Below are 22,051 nucleotides of genomic sequence, written 5' to 3'. Positions count from 1 at the left end.
TGGAGCGGGCCGGGATCGATCCGGCCGCGCTGAAGGAGTCGCAGACCGGTGTCTTCACCGGCGTCATGTACAACGACTACAGCTCACGCCTCCACGAGACCCCCGAGGGCATGGAGGGGTATCTGGCCATCGGCAACTCGTCGAGTGTGGCTTCGGGCCGGGTGGCGTACCAGCTGGGTCTGCAGGGGCCCGCGGTCACGGTGGACACGGCCTGCTCCTCGTCGCTGGTGGCGCTGCACATGGCGGCCCAGTCACTGCGCCGCGGCGAGTGCGACCTCGCCCTCGCCGGCGGTGTGACCCTGATGTCCACCCCCTCGATGTTCGTGGAGTTCAGCCGGCAGCGGGGGCTGGCGGCGGACGGGCGGTGCAAGCCGTTCGCGCAGGCCGCCGACGGTACCGGGTGGAGTGAGGGTGCGGGTCTGCTGCTGGTGGAGCGGCTGTCGGACGCGCAGCGCAACGGGCATCGGGTACTGGCGGTGCTGAAGGGTTCGGCGATCAACCAGGACGGTGCGAGCAACGGGCTGACGGCGCCGAACGGGCCTGCTCAGCAGCGGGTCATCGCGTCGGCGTTGGCGGACGCGGGCCTGTCCCCGGTGGATGTGGACGCGGTCGAGGCGCACGGCACGGGCACCCGGCTGGGTGACCCGATCGAGGCTCAGGCGCTGATCGCCGCCTACGGACGGCACCGTGATGGGGGCAATCCGCTGCGGCTGGGGTCGATCAAGTCGAACTTCGGGCACACGCAGGCGGCGGCCGGGGTGGCCGGTGTGATCAAGATGGTGAAGGCGATCGAGCACGGGGTGCTGCCCGCTTCTCTGCATGTGGATGCGCCCAGTGAGCATGTGGAGTGGGACGGCGGTGGCGTGGAGCTGCTGGCGGAGCAGGTGCCCTGGCCGCGGGTGGAGCGGCCGCGGCGGGCGGCGGTGTCGGCGTTCGGTATCTCCGGCACCAATGCCCATGTCGTCCTCGAACAGCCGCCCGTCGCCGAGCCGCAGCCGCAGTCGCGGCCCGAGGCGGGGCCGGTGTCCGGTCCGGTGCCGTGGATCTTGTCGGCCCGTTCCGCGCAGGCTCTCGCGGAGCAGGCCGCCAACCTCGCAAAGGCCGTGCGAGCCGGGCAGGAGACGGCCGACCCGGTCGACATCGCCCGCGCCCTGGCCACCACCCGCACCCCCTGGAACCAGCGCGCAGCCGTCGTCGCCCAGGACCGGGCGGGCTACCTCGCGGGCCTGGCGGAACTGGCCGCGGGCGGCGCGGCACCCGGTGTGTTCAGCGGTGTCGTGGGCTCCGGAACGGTCGGCTTCATGTTCACCGGCCAAGGCAGCCAGCGCCCCGGCATGGGCAAGGCCCTGTACGAGACGTACCCGGTCTTCGCCACCGCGCTGGAGGAGCTGTTCGACGAGCTCGACCAGCACCTGGAGCGCCCATTGGCCGAGGTGATGTTCGCCGAGCCGGGCAGCGACGAAGCGGCCCTGCTCAACACCACCGCCTACACCCAGCCGGCGCTCTTCGCCCTCGAGGTCGCGCTCTTCCGGCTCCTCGAACACTGGGGCGTACGCCCGGACATGCTGCTCGGCCACTCCGTCGGCGAGATCGCGGCCGCGCACGTGTCCGGCGTGCTCGGCCTGGCCGACGCGGCGAAACTGGTCACGGCCAGGGGACGCCTCATGCAGGCGCTGCCCGCCGGTGGAGCGATGCTCGCCGTCGAGGCGACCGAGGACCACGTGCGGGCGCTGATCGAAAGCCGCCGGTCCGGTGTGGACGTGGCCGCGGTGAACGGCCCGACGTCCGTGGTGCTCGCCGGAGACGCGGACGCCGTCACCGAGATCGCCCGCGAACTGGCCGAGTCCGGGCGCAGGACCAAGCGGCTGACGGTCAGTCACGCGTTCCACTCCGCCCACATGGACGCGATGCTGGACGAGTTCCGCGGCGTCGCCGAGGCACTCGACTACCGGCCCGCCGCCATTCCGGTGATCTCCACGCTCACGGGCGAATCCGCCACCGACGACGAACTCGGCTCGGCCGACTACTGGGTACGCCACGCCCGGGGCACGGTCCGCTTCGCGGACGCGGTGCGGCGGGCCCAGCAGGAGGGCGCCGGGATACTCGTCGAACTCGGTCCCGGCGCGGTCCTCGCGCCGATGGCCCTGGACAGCTGGCCGACGACGGCCCAGCGGCCGGTGGTGGCCCCGGTGCTGCGCGCCGACCAGCCGGAGGACGTCGCCGCGGCCGGCGCACTGGCCCAGGTGCACGTGCACGGCGTGGGCGTGGACTGGGCCGCGCTGTTCGGTCCCGGAACCGCGTCGTTCGCCGTACCCAGCTACCCGTTCCAGCGACAGCGCTACTGGCTGGAGCCGTCCGGAGAGAGCGCCTACGTCACGGCGGCCGGACTGGGCGCCCTGGACCACCCCGTGCTGGGGGCTGTCCTGGACCACCCGGAGTCGCAGGGGCTGACCCTGACCGGACGGCTGGCGGCGGGCACGCAGACCTGGCTCGTGGACCACACCGTGGCCGGCACGGTGATCCTGCCGGGCACCGCGATCCTCGACATGGTCCTGTACGCCGGCAGCCAGGTCGGCTCGACGGAGCTGCAGGAGCTGCTGCTGCAGGCTCCCGTGGTCGTCCCCGCGCACGCCGCGCTCCAGCTGCGGCTGGTCGTGGGCGAGCCGGCGGAGGGCGGAGACCGGAGCGTGTCGCTGTACTCGCGGCCGGAGGACGAGAACTCGTCCGGGGAGTGGATCAAGCACGCGACCGGCCGCCTGGCCGCCGCGCAGGACCACGACGTTCCGGCGGAGCCGGGCGCGTGGCCGCCCCCCGGAGCCGTGGCCCTGCCCGTCGACACGTTCTACGACGAGCTGGCCGACGCCGGACTGCGATACGGCCCGCTGTTCCAGGGGCTCGCCGCCGCCTGGCGGGACGGTGACGCCGTCCTCGTGGAGGCCGGACTGCCGCAAGGAACCGACGTGTCCGGCTTCCTGCTCCATCCGGGTCTGCTGGATGCCGCTCTGCACGGCTTCCTGCTGGCCCAGGAGGACGCGACCCCGCTGCTGCCCTTCGCCTGGAACGGCGCCCGGGTCGACACCCTCGGCGCCACAGCGCTGCGGGCGCGGATCACCCTGCTCGCGGCGGACCGGCTGCGGCTGGAGGCCTGGGACCAGGACGGGCGGTTCGTCGCCCGGATCGAGTCCCTGGTCACGCGGCCGCTGTCGGCCGGGCAACTCGCCGCCGCGGGCGGTGACCACGGCGGCCTGTACGCGACGGACTGGGTCGAGCCGGCGCTGCCGGCGGCGCCCGCAGGACGTCGGTGGGCGCTGCTGGGCGACGCGGCCCGCCCGGCGCCCGGGCTCGACCTGCCGGCCGGGTTCGAGCGCTGCTCGGACATCGCGGCCCTGGTGCGCTCCGCCGCGGCCGGTGGCGCACCGGACATCGTCGTGACGTCCTGCCCGGCCTTCGCGCCGGCCACGGCGGGACCGGCCGAGGCCGTGCACGCCGCACTGGCCGGCTTCCTCGACACGCTGCAGTCCTGGCTGGCCGAGGAGAGCCTGTCCCGCAGCCGCCTGGTCGTGGTCACTCACGCCGGCCCGGCCGGTGACGACCTGTCGGGCGCGGACCTGGCCGGTGCCGCGCTGCGCGGGCTGCTGCGTGCGGCGCAGCGGGAGTACCCAGGCCGGTTCACGCTGGTGGACACCGACGGGCAGGACACCGCCACCGACGTGTTCCTCATGGCCTGCACCGGAGCCGAACCCGAGGTCGCACTGCGCGCCGGGACGGCACGCGTACCGCGCTTGACGCCCGTCACACAGGGCACGGACACGCAGGCCCGCGAGGCGGACGGCGGTGCCGCCGCGGCCCGCGACACGGAAGCCGCCGTATCCGCACCCGCGCTGGACCCCGACGGCACGGTCCTGATCACCGGTGCCACCGGTGCTCTGGGCCGCCAGGTGGCCCGCCATCTGGTCCACCGCCACGGTCTGCGGCGGCTGCTGCTGCTCAGCCGCAGCGGCGCCGAGGCCTCCGGGGCGGCGGAGCTGGAGGCCGAACTGGCCGCGGCCGGGGCGACGGTGACCCTCGCGGCCTGCGATGTCGCCGACCGCGAAGCCCTGGCGGCCGTCCTGCGCACCGTGCCCGCCCGGCACCCGCTCACCGGGGTGTTCCACACGGCCGGTGTCGTCGCCGACGGCGTACTGGAGTCCCTGACACCCGCCGACGTCGACGCGGTGCTGCGGCCCAAGACCGATGCCGCGATCCATCTGCACGAGCTGACCCGCGGGACACCCCTGAGCGCGTTCGTGCTGTTCTCCTCGATCGCCGGAACCCTCGGCTCGGCCGGCCAGGCGAACTACGCCGCCGCCAACGCGACCTTGGACGCGCTGGCCGAACGGCGCCGGGAGTCGGGTCTGCCCGCCACGTCGCTGGCGTGGGGGAGCTGGGAGTCCGAGGGCGACGGCCGCGGGATGACCGGTGAGCTCGACGACGAGCAGTGGGCGCGGCTGCGCCGCACCGGAGTGGTGCCCCTGGCCGTCGAGGCCGGACTGGCCCTGCTGGACCGGAGCCTGACCCTGCGTCAGCCCGTGCTGGTGGGCGCCGGGATCGACCTGCGTGCGCTGCGCGAGCAGGCGGCCGCCGGCACCCTGCCCGCGATCCTGAGCGGCCTGGTCCCGGCCCGGACGCGTACCGCACCGGGACGCACGACGCAGGCCGAACCTGCGAACGCCGACACGTTCCGACGCCGGCTCTCCGGGATGGGCGCCGACCAGCAGCGGGAGACGCTGCTCGACGTGGTGCGCCGCCGGGCAGCGGTGGCCCTCGGCCACACCACCTCGGACGCCGTCCAGCCGGGCCGCGGCTTCCTCGACCTGGGGTTCAACTCGCTGACCGCGGTCGAGTTCCGCAACGACCTGGAGCGGCTCACCGGGCTCCGGCTGAGCACCACCGTCATGTTCGACCACCCGACCTCGGACGCCCTCGCCGGCCACCTGCTGGCGCTGAGCTCCGAGGACTCGGATCCGGCTCCTTCGGCACTCGCCGGACTGGACGTGTTCGCCCGGTCGCTGCCGGAGCTCGCAGGTGATGAGGGGACCCGCGCGGCCGCGGTCGAGCGGCTGCGGGAGCTGCTGCTGGCACTCGACCCGGCCGGCGTGCCCGACGGTGCGGAGGCCGCGCCGGACGGCTTCGAGAGTGCCAGCGACGACGAGATCTTCGACTTCATCGACCGGGAACTCGGGGCCTCCTGATGGGCCACCGAAGGATGCCTCCCAAGACCCCGAGAGGACGGACCGACGTGCCGACCGAACCGACACCGACCGAACCGACACCGACCGGCCAGACACTGACCGAGCAGAAGCTGCGCGACTACCTCAAGCGGGTCACCGGCCAGCTCCATCAGGCCAAGGCCCGGCTGCGGGAACTCGACGAGGCGAAGCACGAACCGATCGCGATCGTCTCGATGAGCTGCCGTTATCCCGGCGACGTCCAGACCCCCGAGGACCTGTGGCAGCTGGTCGCCGGCGACCGGGACGCGACGGGCGAGTTCCCGGCCAACCGCGGCTGGGACACCGAGGCGCTCTACGATCCCGACCCGGAGGCCACCGGCCGGACGTACACCACGCGGGGTGGCTTCCTGTACGACGCGGACCAGTTCGACCCGGAGTTCTTCGGGCTCAACCCGCGGGAGGCCCTGTCCACCGACCCCCAGCAGCGGCTGCTGCTGGAGCTGGCCTGGGAGGCGTTCGAACGGGCGGGCATTCCGCCGCAGACCCTGCGCTCCAGCGCGACGGGTGTCTTCACCGGCGTCATGTACAACGACTACGCCGGCCGGCTGCGGCCGATGCCCAGCACCTTCGAGGGCTACCTCGGCAGCGGCAGCGCGGGCAGCGTCGCCTCCGGCCGCGTGGCCCACACGTTCGACCTCAACGGTCCGGCGATCACAGTGGACACCGCGTGCTCGTCCTCTCTCGTGGCGATCCACCTGGCCGCCGAGTCGCTGCGCCGCGGCGAGTCCACGCTCGCGCTGGCCGGCGGCGTGACGGTGATGGCGACGCCCGACACCTTCGTCGAGTTCAGCCGCCAGCGCGGGCTCGCCCCCGACGGCCGGTGCAAGCCGTTCTCCGCGCAGGCCGACGGCACCGGCTGGGGCGAGGGCGGCGGCATGCTGCTCCTGGAACGGCTGTCGGACGCGGTGCGCAACGGCCACCCCGTCCTCGCCCTGGTGCGCGCCGGCGCCGTCAACCAGGACGGCACCAGCAGCCAACTCACCGCACCCAACGGCCCGGCCCAGGAACGCGTCATCCGCCAGGCCCTGGCCAACGCCGGTCTCAGCCCGGCCGACATCGACGCCGTCGAGGCGCACGGCACCGGCACCACCCTCGGCGACCCGATCGAGGCCGGCGCACTGATCAGCGTCTACGGCCGCAACCGCGCCGAGGACTCCCCGCTGCGCCTCGGCTCCGTCAAGTCCAACATCGGTCACACCCAGGCCGCCGCCGGCGTGGCCGGCGTGATCAAGATGGTCATGGCGCTGCGCAACGAACTGCTCCCGCGCACCCTGCACGCGGAGGAGCCCTCACCGCACGTGGACTGGGCGGCCGGCGGTGTCCGCCTGCTGTCGGAGCCGGTGCCCTGGCCGAAGGACGAGCGGCCGCGCCGGGCGGGCGTCTCCTCCTTCGGCATCAGCGGCACCAACGCCCACATCATCGTCGAGGAGCCCGGGGCACAGCCCGCGCCCGCTCCCGCCACCGCACCGCCCGCGATCTGCGCGGACCCGCCCCCGTGGGTGCTCTCCGCCAAGACCGAACCGGCGCTGCGCGGCCAGGCCCGCAGGCTGCGAGCCTGGCTCGACGACGGTGCCCGGATCGGGGACGCCGAGGTTGCCGCCGCCCTGGCGGGCGAGCGCACCCTCTTCGAGCACCGCGCCGTCCTCCTCGGCCAGGACCGCGACCACATGCTGGAGGCGCTCGACGCGCTGGGCACCGGACGCCCCTCCCGCGGTCTCGTCGAGGGCCGTGCGGCGCCCGCCGGGGGCACGGTCTTCGTCTTCCCCGGCCAGGGGACCCAGTGGATCGGCATGGCCGGCGACCTCCTCGACCACTCGCCCGTCTTCCGGCACGCCATCGAGGAGTGCGCCGAGGCGCTGCGACCGTACACGGACTGGTCGTTGCTCGACGCCGTGCGCGAGGGCGGCCGTCCCGAACTGCTGGACCGCGTGGACGTCGTACAGCCCGCGCTGTTCGCGATGATGGTCTCCCTGGCCCGGCTGTGGGAGTCGGTCGGCGTCGTCCCCGACGCGGTCGTCGGCCACTCGCAGGGCGAGATCGCCGCGGCCCATGTGGCCGGAGCACTCGATCTCGAGGATGCGGCGCGCGCCGTGGCCCTTCGCAGCCGGGCCCTGACCCGGCTGGCCGGGACGGGCGCGATGGCGTCGGTCCCGCTGCCCTCGGCGCAGGTCGCGCGGAAGATCGCGGACGGCCGTCCCGGCGTGGCGGTCGCCGCGGTCAACGGCGTGTCGGCCACCGTGGTGGCAGGCGACCCCGAGTCCGTCGAAGAGCTGGTCGAGGAGTACCGGTCGGCCGGCGTGAAGGCCCGCCTGATACCGGTCGACTACGCCTCGCACTCCCCGCACGTGGAGGCCATCCGGGACGAGGTCACCGACGCCCTCGCCGGGATGACGCCCCGTACGGCCCGTACCGCCTTCTACTCGACCGTCACCGCGGGCCCGGTCGACACCACGACACTGGACGCCGCGTACTGGTACCGCAATCTGCGTCAGGTCGTCCGGTTCGAGGAGACCACGCGCAGGCTGGCCCAGGACGGCTACGGGCTGTTCCTGGAGTCCAGCCCGCACCCTGTTCTCACCGGCGCCCTCCAGGAGACCACCGAGGAGGCCGGGGCGAGTGCGATCACGATCGGCACGCTGCGGCGCAACCAGCCCGCCACCCTGCGGTTCCTGCAGTCCGCCGCCGAACTGCACACCCAGGCCGGGGGAGTCGACTGGGTGACCGTGCAGTCCGCCGCGCCGTCGCACGAGGCCGTCGTACCGACGTACGCCTTCCAGCGCCGACGGCTGTGGATCGACACCCCGGCCGGTGCCGCCGACGCGGGCGGGCTGGGCCTGGACCCGGCCGCGCACCCGCTGCTGGGCGCCGCACTGAGCACCGCGGAGAACGGAACGACCATCCTGACCGGCCGGATCTCCCGGCGGACCCACCCGTGGCTCGACGGCCATGCCGTCGCGGAGACCGTCCTGGTCCCCGGCACAGCGCTGCTCGAACTCGCCCTGCACGCCGCCGCCCAGGCCGACTGCGCCGCAGTGGAGGAACTCACGCTGGAGGCGCCGCTGCCGCTGCCCGAGGAGGGCGCCGCGCAGATCCAGGTGGCCGTCACCACGGACGCCGACGGGCAGCGCCGTGTCACCGTCCACTCCCGCACGACGCAGGAGGAGACCACGGGCGACTGGATCCGCCACGCCTCCGGCACGCTCGTCCAGGACCCGGCGACCGGCCCCGACGACGCGGAGCTCGACGCCGCCTGGCCGCCGCCCGGTGCACACCCGGTCGACCTGGACGGCGCCTACGACCGCCTCGCGGACCTCGGCTACCACTACTCCGGAGCGTTCCGCGGACTGCGCGCCCTGTGGCGGGCCGGCACGGACCTGTACGCCGAGGTGGAGCTGCCCGCGGAGACCGATGCCGCCGGCTACGGCATCCACCCCGCCCTCCTGGACGCCTGCCTGCACTCCCTCCTCGCGGACGGCGCGGACCCGGACGGCGGCATCCGGCTGCCGTTCAACTGGAGCGGCGTACGACTGCACGCCTCCGGCGCCCGTACGCTGCGGGTCCGGCTGCGTCCGGCGGGACCGGACGCCCTCGGTCTGCTGGCCGTCGACACGAGCGGGCGCACCGTGGTGAGCGCCTCGGCCCTGACCCTGCGTCCCATCGACCCGGCTCAACTCGCCACCACCGGGCAACAGGCCCGCGACGGCATGTACCACCTGGGCTGGACCGCTCTGCCCGAAGCGGACAGCACCCAGCCGCCCACCGGCGTGTGGGCCCTGCTCGCCGCGCCCGTCGCCCAGGGGCGGGCAGCCGCCGAGGAAGCGGCACTGCGGCTGGCCGACAGCTCGGCCGGTCCCGAGCCGCTCTCCTGCCACGCCGGTCTCGAGGAGTTGCGCGCGGCCGTCGCGGCCGGCGCTCCCCGGCCCGACACGGTACTGGCCGTCATCCCGTCCGACGCGGGCGCCGACCCGGTCGGTCACACCCACACCCTGACGGCTGAGGTGCTCACCCTGCTCCAGCAGTGGTTGACCGACGAGACGCTCGCCGACGCCCGGCTCGTCCTCGTCACACGTCAGGCCGTCAGCACCGGTGCCGGTGAGCCGGCCCCCGACCTCGGCGGCGCAGCCGTCTGGGGCCTGGTCGGCGCGGCGCTGGCCGAGACCCCGGACCGCTTCACGCTGCTGGATGTCGACGACGTCTCCTGGAACCTCGTGCCCGCCGCCGTCGAGACCGGCGAGTCCCGGCTCGCCCTGCGCGGCGACACCCTGCTCCTGCCACGCCTGGCCCGTGCCACGGGACCGAACCCCGACCTGGTGGCGCCGGACGGGGACCGGGTCTGGCGGCTCGACCTGACCGAGCGCGGCAGCCTGGAGAACGTCGTCCTGGCCGACTGCCCGGAGCTGGGCGGTCCGCTGGAGCCGGGGCAGGTCCGTGTGGAGCTGCGCGCGGCAGGCCTGAACTTCCGCGACGTGCTGATCGGCCTCGGGATGTACCCCGGCGACGGACGGATGGGCGGCGAGGGCGCGGGCATCGTCCTGGAGACCGGGCCAGGTGTCACCGGACTGCGGCCCGGTGACCGGGTCATGGGGCTCATCACCCACGGCACCAGCCCCGTGGCGGTCACCGACCACCGCATGCTGACGCACATGCCGGCAAGCTGGTCGTTCGCCCAGGCCGCTACCGTCCCCATTGTCTTCCTGACCGCCTACTACGCACTTCAGGATCTGGCCGGCGCGCGGCGTGGCGAACGTCTGCTGCTGCACGCGGCGACCGGTGGGGTCGGTATGGCCACCCTCCAACTGGCCGAGCACTGGGGCCTGGACGTGTTCGCCACCGCCAGCCCCGGCAAGTGGCCGGTACTGCGTCGGCTCGGCGTCTGTGAGGAGCGCACCGCCTCCTCCCGTGACCTCGGTTTCGAGGCCATGGTCGCCGAGCGGACCGGCGGCCAGGGCGTGGAGATCGTCCTCAACTCGCTGGCCAAGGAGTTCGTGGACGCCTCGCTGCGCTCGCTGCGGCCCGGCGGCCGGTTCGTCGAAATGGGCAAGACCGACATCCGCGACGCCGACGGCATCGCCCGCGACCACCGGGGCGTGCGGTACCAGGCCTTCGACCTGCTCGACGCCGGGCCCGAGCGGATCCAGGAGATGCTGGCGGACCTGGTCCGGCTCTTCACCGACGGCGTGCTCACCCCGCTGCCCGTCCACAGCTGGGACGTCCGGCAGGCCAAGGAGGCGCTGCGCTTCCTCAGCCAGGCCCGGCACACCGGCAAACTGGCGCTCTCCCTCCCCGCCCCGCGCGACCCCGAGGGCACGGTCCTGCTCACCGGCGGCACCGGCACGCTGGGCGGGATGGTCGCCCGCCACCTCGTGCACGAGCGCGGCGTCAAGAACCTGCTGCTGGCCGGCCGCCGCGGGGCCGAGGCGCCCGGCGCGAGCGAACTGGCGCGGGAGCTGACCGAACTCGGCGCACACGTCACCGTCGTGGCCTGCGACGCGGCCGACCAGCAGCAGCTCGCCGCGCTGCTGGCGGACATACCGGACGAGCATCCGCTGACGGCCGTCATCCACCTCGCGGGTGTCCTCGACGACGCGACGGTCCCCAACCTCACCGACGCCAAACTGCACCCTGTGCTGCGTGCGAAGGTGGACGCCGCGTGGAACCTGCACCGGCTCACCGAGCACCTGGACCTGTCCGACTTCGTGCTCTTCTCCTCGCTGGCCTCGACGGTCGGCGCCCCGGGACAGGGCAACTACGCGGCCGCCAACGCCTTCCTCGACGCGCTGGCCCAGCACCGCCGGGCCCGCGGGCTCCCCGCCACGTCGCTGGCCTGGGGCCTGTGGGCGCAGGCCTCCGGGATGACCGGCCACCTGGACCGCGGTGACCAGGCCAGGCTGCAGCGCAGCGGAGTCGTGCCCATGAGCGAGGAGGTGGCCCTCGGCCTGCTGGACGCGGCCATGGCCGCGAGCCACGCGGCCGTCGTCCCCGCCCTCTTCGACATCGGGGCGCTGCGCCGGCAGGCCGCGGCCGACATGCTCCACCCCGTCCTGCGGGATCTCGTCCGCCGTACGACCCGGCAGGCCGCCCCGGCGCCCGCGGTGACGCCGGACAGCGTGGCCCTTGGGCTGTCCGACGCGGACCCGGCCGACCGGCTCCGCCTCGTCCTGGAGCTCGTGCGCGACAACGCGGCCCTCGTCCTCGGACACGACTCGCCAGAAGCTGTCTCCCACACCCAGCCCTTCAAGGAACTCGGCTTCGACTCGCTGACCGCGGTCGAGCTGCGCAACCGGCTCAACCGGGCGACCGGCCTGCGCCTGCCCGCGACCGTGGTGTTCGCCCACCCCACCGTGACCGAGCTGGCGGAGCACCTGGTCGCCGAACTGACCCCGCAGACAGGCGGGCGCACGCTCCTCTCCGACCTGAGCGACCTGGAGGCGAGGCTTGCCGACAGCGCCCCCGACGACGTCCTGCGCGACGAACTCCTCGGGCGGCTGGAAGCGATGGCGCAGCGCCTGCGTCCGAACACACCGGATGTCCCGGACACCGCCCTGCCGGACGTGGAGATCGAAGCCGCCGGCGCCGACGAGATCTTCGCCCTGATCGACCGGGAGCTCGGCCTGTGAGCGGGCGACAGGGGCCGTACGCAGCCGTGGACCGTACACATACAGAGAGGCCGGTGCAGCCGTGACCGATGAACCCAAACTCACCGAGTACCTGAAGCGGGTCACCGCCGACCTGCTCAAGACGCGCCGCCGGCTCCAGGAGATCGAGGCCGAGCGCGAGGAGCCGATAGCCGTCGTCGGCATGGCCTGCCGCTACCCCGGCGGCGTGCAGACCCCCGACGACCTGTGGGAGCTGGTCGCCGCCGGCACCGACGCCGTCACCTCCTTCCCCACCGACCGCGGCTGGGACATCGAGGGCATCTACGATCCCGACCCCGGCCGCCGTGGCACCAGCTACGTGGACCGCGGCGGCTTCCTGCACGAGGCGGGCGAGTTCGACGCCGCGTTCTTCGGGATGAGCCCCCGTGAGGCCCTCGCCACCGACCCTCAGCAGCGGCTGCTGCTGGAGATCGTCTGGGAGGCCGTCGAGCGGGCCGGCATCGCCCCCACCACACTCAGGGGCAGCGACACCGGCGTGTACGTCGGCGTCATCGCGCAGGACTACGGCCCCGTGACCGCCAGTGGCATCCCCGCCGACATCGAGGGGTTCGCCATCGGCAACCAGACCAGCGTCGCCTCCGGCCGGGTCGCCTACACCCTCGGTCTGGACGGCCCGGCGATCACCCTGGACACGGCCTGCTCCTCCTCCCTGGTGGCCGTCCACCTGGCGGCACAGGGACTGCGGGACCGCACGTGCACGCTCGCACTGGCGGGCGGCGTCACCGTGTTGCCCAGCCCGCGCGGGTTCATCGAGTTCAGCCGTCAGCGCGGGCTGGCGCCCGACGGCCGCTGCAAGTCCTTCGCCGCCGGCGCGGACGGCACCGCCTGGGCCGAGGGCGCAGGGATCCTGCTCCTGGAACGGCTCTCCGACGCCCGCCGCAACGGCCATCCCGTGCACGCCGTGATCAGGGGCAGCGCCGTCAACCAGGACGGGGCGAGCAACGGGCTCACCGCACCCAGCGGCCCCGCCCAGGAACGGGTCATCCGCCAGGCCCTGGCGGAAGCCCGGCTGCTCGCCGCCGACGTCGACGCCGTCGAGGCGCACGGCACCGGCACCCCGCTCGGCGACCCGATCGAGGCCCAGGCGCTGCTCACCACCTACGGACAGGGCAGGTCGGCGGAGCGGCCGCTGTGGCTGGGGTCGGTCAAGTCCAACCTCGGCCACACGCAGGCCGCCGCCGGAGTCTGCGGTGTGATCAAGATGGTGGAGGCCATGCGGCACGGCCGGCTGCCGAAGACGCTGCACGTCGACGCTCCGTCACCGCACGTGGACTGGTCCGCCGGTGCCGTCGAACTGCTCACCGAGGATGTTCCCTGGCCCACGGTGGACCGTCCGCGCCGCGCGGCCGTCTCCTCGTTCGGGATCAGTGGCACCAACGCGCACGTCATCATCGAACAGGGCCCGGACGCCGACCTGCCGCGCCAGGAGCCGCCCACCGGCGTACCCGCGGTCCATCCCTGGATCCTCTCCGCCCGGACCCCGGCGGCCCTGGCCGACGGCGCCCAGCGGCTCCTGTTCCACCTGGAGGCCCGGCCCGAGGCGACGGAGGAGCAGATCGGCTGGGCACTTGCCGCCACTCGTACCCCGTTCGAGCACCGTGCCGTGGTGGTCGGCACAGACCGCGACTCGTTCGCCGACGGCCTGCGGGCGGTCCGCGAGCGCCGAACCTCACCGCACCTGCTGACGGGCACCGCGTCGGCGCCGCCGCGTACCGCGTTCATGTTCTCCGGTCAGGGCGGCCAGCGGCTCGGCATGGGCCAGGGCCTGTACCGCGCCTACCCGGCCTTCGCCGTCGCCTTCGACGAGGTGTGCGAGGCTTTGGAACCGCATCTGCGGCGGCCGCTGCGCGAGGTCGCCTGGGCGCGGCCGAGCAGCCCGGAGGCCGGCCTGCTGGGCCGCACCGAGTACGCGCAACCCGCTCTGTTCGCCCTCCAGGTCGCGCTGTTCCGCCTCGCCGAGGCCTTCGGCGTCCGGCCGGACCAGCTGATCGGGCACTCCGTCGGCGAACTGGCCCTCGCCCACTGCGCCGGCATGCTCTCGCTGGCCGACGCCAGCAAGCTGGTGGCGGCCCGGGGCCGGCTGATGCAGGACCTCCCGGAGGGCGGCGCGATGATCGCGGTGGAGGCCACGGAGCGCGAACTGCGCGACGCCATCGTCGGTCTGGAGGACCGACTCGGTGTCGCCGCCGTCAACGGCCCCCGGGCCGTGGTCCTTTCCGGCGCGGCGAACGAGGCGGACGAGATCGCCGAGCGGTTCCGCAGGCTCGGCCGCCAGATCCGCCGCCTCACCGTCAGCCACGCCTTCCACTCCCCGCTGATGGACCCGGTGCTCGAGGACTTCCGCCGGGCCGTCGCCGAGGTCGAGTTGCACGAGCCCCGCATACCCGTCGTCTGCGGCAGTACCGGAGGCAGCGCCGACGGCCACCTCGGCACCGTCGACTACTGGGTGGAGCACCTCCGCGGCACCGTCCGTTTCCACGACGGTCTGCTTCGACTGCGCGAACTGGGCACCGAGGCGTACCTCGAACTCGGCCCCGACAGTGTGCTGTCGGCTCTGGTCCAGCGCGCACCGGCCGTCGCCGGGGCCGGTGGCGAGCCCGATCCGGCCGCGCCGCGGGTGGCCGTACCGTTGCTGCGCCGCGACCGTCCCGAGCCCGAGGCCGCGCTCACGGCGCTCGCCGCGCTGCACGTCAACGGCGTCGACGTCACCTGGAAACCCGCCTTCGCGGAGACACCGGCGGCCGCGGTCGAGCTGCCTACCTATCCGTTCGAGCGGCAGCGCTATTGGCTGCAGCCGTCCTCGCCGGCCGACGACCGGGCTCAGCGGGAGCTCTTCTGGGAGGCGGTCGAACGGGACGACGTCGCCGAGATCGCTCGGCTGACCGGGATGGACGACGAGCACCCGAGGACCCTGGCCGGCCTTGTCGCCGCGCTGTCCGGCCTGCGTACGGGGCCCGATCCGGACGCGGCCGCGCAGCGCACGTTCCATCGGCCCGTCTGGCGCCGGGTGCCGCCTCCCGGGGTGCCCCTGCTCGCCGGCCGCTGGCTCGTCGTACTGCCGCGGGGCGGCGCGGACCAACCGTACCCGGCCGCCGTCGTGGCCGCCCTGGCCGGCCGCGGAGCCCAAGTGGTTCCGGTTCTCGTCGAGGAGGAGTGCGCGGACCTGTACGGGGCCGTGCGTACGGCGCTGGAGTCGCAGCGGCCCGACGCGTCGGGCGCCGACGAGCCGCAGGTGGCCGGCGTGCTCTCGCTGCTCGCCTGCCACGATCGGATGCCTGCGTCCGCCGATGCGCCCGTGCCCGAGCTGTTGACCACCTACCGCCTCGGTGCGGCTCTGGCGGAGGCCGGTGTGGACGCGCCGCTGTGGTGTGCCACCCGGGCGGCCGTCGAGCCCGAGGGACACGAACCGGGCACGGCCGGCGCCCAGTTGTGGGCTCTGGGTGATGTCCGCCGACCGGCGAACATCCCGTGGTACGGACTTGTCGACCTGCCGCAGCGGCTGACCCCGCGTGTCCTGGACTGGCTGGTCGGCACACTCGCCGCCCCGGCCGGCCCGGACCACGCGGTCATCCGGCCCGCCGGCGTGCAGGTCAGGCGCCTGGCCCGGATCACCCGGCCCCCGACGGCCGCGTCCCCGGGCCTGACCGGCACCGTACTGGTCACGGACGCCGGCACGCCGCTCACCGAAGCCGCGGTGCGCTGGGCGGCCGGGCGCGGGGCCGGTCGCGTCCTGCTGCTGGCGAAGCCCGGCCGGGCGGCCGGCTTTGTGCGGGACCTCGCCCTCGCGCCCGGTTGCCGGCTGACGGTGACCGACTGCGACCCGGCCGACCAGGACGCGCTGGCCGCCGTACTCGCCGAGGTCCCGGCCGAACATCCGCTCACCGCGGTCCTGCACCTCGGGGGGCCGGCCGGTGACCCGGAGGTCCCGGTGGATCCCGGTGCCGACGCGCAGTTCGCCATCGCCGCCGCACTGAACCTCCACCAGCTGACGCGCGAACTGCCGCTCAGCCACTTCGTCCTGTTCGCCCCGTTCGCGTCACCGCTCGACGGAGGCAGCCGCATCGAGCACGCGCTCGTCCGCTCCTTCCACGAGTCCCTCGTGCGCGACCGCCGGATCTCCGGGGCCGCCGGTAGCAGCGTGGCCTGGGGCGTCCCGGACGACGCGACGGCCGAGCTGCACCGTGCGCTGCTCGGCGGGGAGCCCTCGCTCGTGGTCGCCGACATCCGGCTGACCGACCTGCTCACGGAGTTCGCCGGGCGCCCGGCGCATCCCCTGCTGCGCGACCTGTTCGACGCGGAGCCGTCGGCCGGCGACCCGGGCGGCCGGCCCGAGGGGGAGACCCGCCTGACCACCCACCTTGCCGAGCTGCCGGTCGACGAGCGGGAGAGCGCGCTGCTCTCGCTGGTGCGCAGGAGCACCGCGTTCGTCCTCGGACACGGCTCGGCCGACGCCGTACCGGAGGACGCCGCCTTCGTCGACCTCGGGCTCACCTCGTTCACCGCCTTCGAACTGCGCAGCCGGCTGGTGGACGTCACGGGTATCGAACTGCCGCTGGCGGAGATCTACGAGAACCCCAGCGCGGCGGCACTCGCCAAGTATCTGAACACAGCCTTTCTGGGTGTGGCTGTCCTCTAGGACCTTGAGGAAGGGAAGTTCATCGTGGACGCCGATGCCTTCGCGGATGGCGATGTCGATGTCGATGTGGTGGTGGTGGGGGGAGGGCCGGTCGGGCTCTTCCTGGCCGCCGAACTCGGGCTGGCCGGCGCCTCCGCGGCGGTCGTGGAGAAGACCGGACTGTCGGCCCGCGCCAACAGTCCGGCCCTGCGCGGAGTGACCACCCGCACCATGCGTACCCTCGCGCTGCGCGGCCTGGAACGGCCGGTCGTCCGGGCGGCGGAGCAGGCCCTGCGGGAGCTGATCGGCACCGCGGCCGGGCTGAACCCCGACCGTGCGCCGCAGGACGACGTGGCAGGCCAGGTCACGTCGACGAGACTGGGGACGGGCGGTGGGACGAAGGGGCACATCGGCATGGTGCCCCTGACCGACCCGGCTGGTGAGTTCCCCGACGTGTCCCTGCTGCCGGTGCCGTACGCGGCCCTGCGGGAGGTGTTCTTCGAGCGCGCCCGCGGGCACGGCGTCCGGCTCGTCGAGGGCCGCACCGTCGTCGACGTCGAACCCGGACCGCACGGGGTGACCGCGTACCTCGACGACGGGCGGGCCATACGGGCCCGTTACCTGGTGGGGGCCGACGGCGGACGCAGCGTGGTGCGGCGCCTCGCCGGATTCGACTTTCCGGGTACGGACCCGACCCTGCTCGCCGTCGGCGGCGAGGACGTCACCCTGCTGGACCCGGAGAAGCTCCCGCACGGTTTCACCCGCACACCGCATGGCGCGTTGATGATCAATGTTGTGCCCGGTCAGCTCGTCGCCATCGAGTTCGACGCACCGCCCGCCGACCGGCTCTCAGTCGTCACCCAGGAGGAGCTCCAGGCGGCACTGCGCCGGGTGAGCGGAACGGACGTGACGGTCAGCCGGGTGCGCTCACCCTTCCGGTACAGCGACAACGCGCGGCAGAGCTCGACCTACCGCCGGGGCCGGGTCCTGCTCGCCGGGGACGCCGCGCACGTCCACTCGCCGTTCGGCGGTCAGGGGGTCAACCTCGGCATCCAGGACGCCGCCAACCTCGGCTGGAAACTGGCACGGGTGATCCGCGGCTCGGCGCCCTGCGAACTGCTGGACACCTACACCGCCGAGCGGCACCCCGTGGCGGCCAGGGTGCTGCGCAACTCGCGGGCCCAGGCGGCGCTGCTGCGCCACGGACCGCAGGTGGACGCGCTGCGTGAGCTGTTCGCCGATCTGGTGGAACTCCCGCAGGCGAAAACGATGTTGATCGAGATGCTGCACGCACTGGACATCGTGTACGACCAGGGTGCCCCGGCCGCCCACCCGCTCGTCGGCACCTTCGCGGCGGACCTGGCCTTCGCCGGGGCCGGCAACGACACCTGCCTCGCCGACGGCCGCGCACTCCTGCTCGACGCTGTGGGCTCGTCCGCACTGCGCGAGGCCGTGGCGGGCCGCGAGGACGTCCGCTGGGCCCGGGGCAGTCGCCCGGACCATTCCGGTCCGGCCGCCCTGCTGGTTCGCCCGGACGGGTATGTGGCCTGGGCCGGGGATCCCGGTGACGAACAGAGTTCGCTGTACGAGGCGCTGGACCACTGGTTCGGCCCGAGGGCGAAACAGGAGGTGCAGACCGCGGTGCCGGTCGGCTGAGCGGGCCGACAGCCGGGTAAGCAGGCCGGTGGGGAACGGGGCAGGACGCCCGGTTCCCCACCGGCCTGTTTCCCGTCCCGGCCCCGCACTGGGAAGCTCTCGGTCGGGCGACCCGTCCGGGCCACCGCACCAGACGTGCCGAAAGCCCGCAGCTCCTGAACGCCTGATGGCTGTTCAGGAGCTGCGGGTGGGGGAACCGGCCGGGGCGGAAGGGGGGATCGCTCCGGCCGGAGCAGGGGGTGGAGCAGGGGGCGAAGCGGGAGATACGGGTCAGAGCCGGGCCGCCTCGAGCTTCTGCGTGTCCCGGAAGGCCGGCAGAAGCCCGTCTCGCCCGGCCTGCGCCAGTGTCGGGGCGGACGCGTCGCGTTCCGAGAGGATCGGCGTGATACCGGCCGGCCAGTCGATGCCGATGTCGGGGTCCAGTGGGTGGATGCTGTGCTCGCGCTCCGGCGTGTACGGCGTCGAACACAGATACAGTGCCGTCGCCTCGTCGCTCAGCGCCATGAGGGCGTGCCCCAGGCCTTCGGCGATGTAGAGCGCGCACCTGTTCTGGTCGTCGAGACGGACCGAGGTCCATTCGCCGAAGGTCGGCGAACCGGTGCGCAGGTCCACGACCACGTCCAGTATCGCCCCTGCCGCGCAGGTGATGTATTTCGCCTGGCCGGGCGGAACGTCAGCGAAATGGATTCCGCGGATCGCGCCGCGCCGGGTCACCGGGCAATTCGCTTGGGCGACGCTCAGACGGTGCCCCACACTTTCGCTGAAGTCCTGGCCGCTGAACCACTCCAGCACACTTCCGCGTTCGTCACTGTGAATACGTGGAGTGTGCAGCCAGGCTCCTTGGATCGCGAGTTGACGCACTGTGGTGTTCCTCTCGGGACATGAGTCGGCGAACGGCGGCCCGCGGCACGGTCACTCGGCGAGGTACGTGCAGGCGCTCCACGTGTACACGAGGAGTTTGCGCCCCTCCTTCTCCACGGTCTCAGCGGTGCGCTCGAAGTGCTCGTAGCGGTTCCCGTTGAGGACCTTGACCTTCATGTCGACGTCCTCGACGTACCGGATCCGGTCCTTCTGGTCGAGCAGCGGAGGCTTGCCGCCGAGAAGTATGGCGTTGGGGTGCTGAGCGCTCATGTGGTGTCTCCTTCGAAACCGTGGATGGAGGCAGCAATCTGAGGGGCCTCGCTGTGCTGCCAGAATCCACCGCTCTGATAAAGCTCCCCTAAAGCAGGCGCACCGCTGATCGGCGAATCCATGGAAAAGAGCGCCGCCTTAGCCGAACTTTGGAGCTCCGTCCGAACCTGAATTCCAGGTCTCGGCCGAAGAAGGAGACGGGCAGATGTGGCGTCGGGCACGCGGATGGGCATGGTGTGCGCTGAAGGGTCTGGGCCCGGCCCTGGTGGCGCTCGGTGTCGCCGGCGGGGCTCTGCTCCCGCTGGGCTGGTGGTGGGAGGACGAGTCGGAGCCGGAATCCGATGCCGAACCGATCCTGACCGAACCGGGGCCGGGGCACCCCGAGCGACTCGTCGCGGGCGTGCCGCTTTCGCTGGTGGAAGAGGAACTGTGGAGCCAGTTGATCGACTGACGACACCTCCACCGCTCATACGTGACTCAGGAGGGTTTGTGCCGAAGGTCAACCGCCACCGCCTGTCCCGACTCCTCCGGATGCGACCGGCGGTGTTCGGGGCCGACCCCTCAGGTGAACGACTCCAGAGAGTCCGCGGATCGCGGAACTACGCCGACGGCGGCTTCGTCAACCTCCTCGAAGCCCCGGAGCCGCCCGCTTTCCGCGGCTTTCTACCAGCGTTGCTGGGACTGGTGAAGCTGTGGACCCGGCCAGGACGGAGGCCGGTCACGGCGGTTCCCCTGCACCCGTCCACTCTCGCGGACCTTGCCGTGCCGCCCGCCTCCGGGCTCCGGCTGACCTGGCTGGGGCACTCCACGGTGCTCGCCGAGATCGGCGGCCGGAAGGTGCTGTTCGACCCGGTCTGGAGTACCCGCTGCTCGCCGTTCCCCTTCCTCGGTCCCAAGCGGCTGCATCCGATGCCCGTACCACTGGAATCGCTCACCGGCGTCGACGTGGTCGTCATCTCCCACGACCACTACGACCACCTGGACATGGCGGCGATCCGGGCACTGGCCGCCGGGGATGCCGTGTTCGTCGCGCCGCTCGGCGTCGGCGCGCACCTGGAGCACTGGGGTGTGCCGCCGGGGCGGCTGCGGGAGTTGGACTGGGACGAGTCGGCCGACGTCGCCGGCCTGACCCTGACCGCCACTCCGGCCCGGCACTCCTGCGGCCGCGGATTCCCGGGCCCGCAGCGGACCCTCTGGGCGTCCTGGGTGGTCGCCGCGCCCGCTCACCGCGTCTTCTACACCGGTGATACCGGCTACTTCCCGGGCTTCGCGCGGATCGGAGCGGAGCACGGCCCCTTCGACGTGACGATGATCCAGATAGGGGCCTACAACGAGTTGTGGCCGGCCAACCACATGACACCCGAGGAAGGGCTGCGCGCTCATGTGGAACTCTCCGGCGGCACCCGCGAGGGTGTCGTCCTGCCGGTCCACTGGGGGACCTTCGACCTCGCGCCGCACTCCTGGTCCGCCCCCGTCGAGGGCGCGGTGGCGGCGGCGCATCGCCTGGGAGTGCGTATCGCCACGCCGAGGCCCGGCGCACCGTTCGAACCGTCGCGCGAGCAGCCCGACGAGATGTGGTGGCGTGAGGCCGTCTCAAAGCCTCACGCGCCCGACGCTGCGGCCGCCTTCGCGCCCGCCGCGGAGCCGGGATCGCGTACCGCGCAAGGGAGCATCGAGTGAATCCGTCCGAAGGTGACCGCTGCGTCCTGTTCGCCCCGGCGCCTCCTGGGCCGGGCGTGTCGCCTGGGCCGGGGTTGTCTCCCGCACCACCCGTTGCGGACCTTCCGGCAGGCCGGCGCAGGCGGGGCAGCCTCTTGGAGTGCGCGATTCTGGACACGGTGATCTGCGAGCTGAACAGGGTCGGCTGGGCGCTGCTCACGGTGGAGGGCGTGGCAGCCAAGGCGGGTGCGGGCAAAGCCTCCGTCTACCGGCGCTGGCCGACCAAGGCCGCGCTGGTCACCGCAGCCCTTCGGCACACGGCCCCGGGCCGCGTCAACTGTCCCGACCTCGGCAGTCTCCGCGACGAACTCGTCCTCCTGGCAGGCGAGTTGGAGGCACGGGTCGATTCTCCCCACGGCCGTGCCCTCCGCGCTGCCCTGGAAAGCTGCCGCGGAGACCACACGCAGGCCTTCATGGACCTCTTCGCCGAGCAAATGTCCCAGTCGGCCAAGAACTGCGCCCAGGACCTCGTACGACGCGACACCGGCCGCCACCGGACAGGCCTCACGACCGACGGGGACGTGGTCGACATGGTCATGGACACCTTGCTGGCCACCCTGATGTACCCCCTCCCCAGGCCGGACCTCGCTGAGTTGGTCGACCGAGTGGTCCTTCCCGCCCTGTATGTCTGCTGAACGCTTCGGCGTTGTCCGGTGAACTCGTTTAACCCGCCTTAAGAAGCTCACCAGCGCGATCGGTTCCCATGGACGGGACGGGGCAAGTGCCCTGGCCACCAGGGCACAGCGCGCCGTCGTCCATCAACACCACAGACCAACACCCAGGGGAAAGGAAGTCCCGCGCCATGACGACCACGGTGCCCGACACCAGGCTCGCTGATCCGACCATGGCGGGGCGGGTCGCCGAGCTGCACGCGATCCGTGCGCAGGCGCTGCACGGACCCAGCGACAAGGCGACCGAGGCGCAGCATGCCAAGGGCAAGCTGACCGCCCGGGAGCGGATCGAGCTGCTCCTGGACCCGGGGTCCTTCCGGGAGGTCGAGCAGC

The 22,051-nt window shown here is 73.1% G+C and carries 8 protein-coding genes and 2 pseudogenes; 8 read left to right on the top strand and 2 right to left on the bottom strand.

The window, feature by feature from the left end; all coding sequences use genetic code 11:
* From ABT114_RS48590 to ABT114_RS48575, 4 genes and pseudogenes are all read left to right on the top strand, one after another.
* Window positions 1-5,231 (top strand): type I polyketide synthase (locus ABT114_RS48590; RefSeq protein ID WP_351153351.1); only part of this gene is annotated, 5,231 nt, incomplete at its 5' end.
* A 101-nt stretch (window positions 5,232-5,332) separates the two neighbouring features.
* Window positions 5,333-11,887, top strand: a pseudogene (locus ABT114_RS48585) (SDR family NAD(P)-dependent oxidoreductase); the annotation flags it as partial.
* A 67-nt stretch (window positions 11,888-11,954) separates the two neighbouring features.
* Window positions 11,955-16,517 (top strand): annotated as a pseudogene (locus ABT114_RS48580) (type I polyketide synthase); the annotation flags it as partial.
* A 69-nt stretch (window positions 16,518-16,586) separates the two neighbouring features.
* Entirely contained in the window at window positions 16,587-18,197 is a 1,611-nt protein-coding gene (locus tag ABT114_RS48575) for an FAD-dependent monooxygenase (RefSeq protein ID WP_351153343.1), read from the top strand.
* A gap of 270 nt (window positions 18,198-18,467) precedes the next feature.
* Here ABT114_RS48575 and ABT114_RS48570 read toward each other — a convergent pair whose 3' ends face one another.
* Window positions 18,468-19,058: a dTDP-4-dehydrorhamnose 3,5-epimerase family protein gene (locus tag ABT114_RS48570; protein ID WP_351153340.1), complete on the bottom strand. Its 591-nt coding sequence runs from the start codon at window positions 19,056-19,058 to the stop codon at window positions 18,468-18,470.
* 51 nt (window positions 19,059-19,109) lie between these two features.
* Window positions 19,110-19,328, bottom strand: a complete 219-nt coding sequence (locus tag ABT114_RS48565) for a DUF5988 family protein (RefSeq protein WP_351153337.1) — start codon at window positions 19,326-19,328, stop codon at window positions 19,110-19,112.
* A gap of 205 nt (window positions 19,329-19,533) precedes the next feature.
* On the opposite strand from ABT114_RS48565, the gene ABT114_RS48560 reads away from it, so the two are divergent.
* From ABT114_RS48560 to ABT114_RS48545, 4 genes are all read left to right on the top strand, one after another.
* Complete coding sequence (locus tag ABT114_RS48560) at window positions 19,534-19,779, top strand: DUF6059 family protein (protein WP_351153335.1); 246 nt, start codon at window positions 19,534-19,536, stop codon at window positions 19,777-19,779.
* Between the two features lie 80 nt (window positions 19,780-19,859).
* Window positions 19,860-21,008 carry an MBL fold metallo-hydrolase gene (locus ABT114_RS48555; protein WP_351153354.1) on the top strand — a complete coding sequence of 383 codons (1,149 nt, stop codon included), beginning with the start codon at window positions 19,860-19,862 and terminating at the stop codon, window positions 21,006-21,008.
* A gap of 158 nt (window positions 21,009-21,166) precedes the next feature.
* Window positions 21,167-21,682 carry a TetR family transcriptional regulator gene (locus ABT114_RS48550; RefSeq protein WP_351153332.1) on the top strand — a complete coding sequence of 172 codons (516 nt, stop codon included), beginning with the start codon at window positions 21,167-21,169 and terminating at the stop codon, window positions 21,680-21,682.
* Between the two features lie 167 nt (window positions 21,683-21,849).
* The coding region (locus tag ABT114_RS48545; protein ID WP_351153329.1) for a carboxyl transferase domain-containing protein at window positions 21,850-22,051 on the top strand (202 nt) is incomplete at its 3' end.

It is taken from the genome of Streptomyces sp. NPDC002088, from assembly GCF_040296605.1.
Taxonomy (GTDB): Bacteria; Actinomycetota; Actinomycetes; order Streptomycetales; family Streptomycetaceae; genus Streptomyces.
Note: the sequence above shows the minus strand (reverse complement) of the source record. Positions and strands in the feature narration are given on the sequence as shown.

Bases quoted from the DNA above. Each gene is read 5' to 3' on its own strand.
- ABT114_RS48560 (WP_351153335.1), top strand. From the start codon at position 19,534: ATGTGGCGTCGGGCACGCGGATGGGCATGGTGTGCGCTGAAGGGTCTG.
- ABT114_RS48555 (WP_351153354.1), top strand. From the start codon at position 19,860: ATGCGACCGGCGGTGTTCGGGGCCGACCCCTCAGGTGAACGACTCCAG.
- ABT114_RS48565 (WP_351153337.1), bottom strand. From the start codon at position 19,328: ATGAGCGCTCAGCACCCCAACGCCATACTTCTCGGCGGCAAGCCTCCG.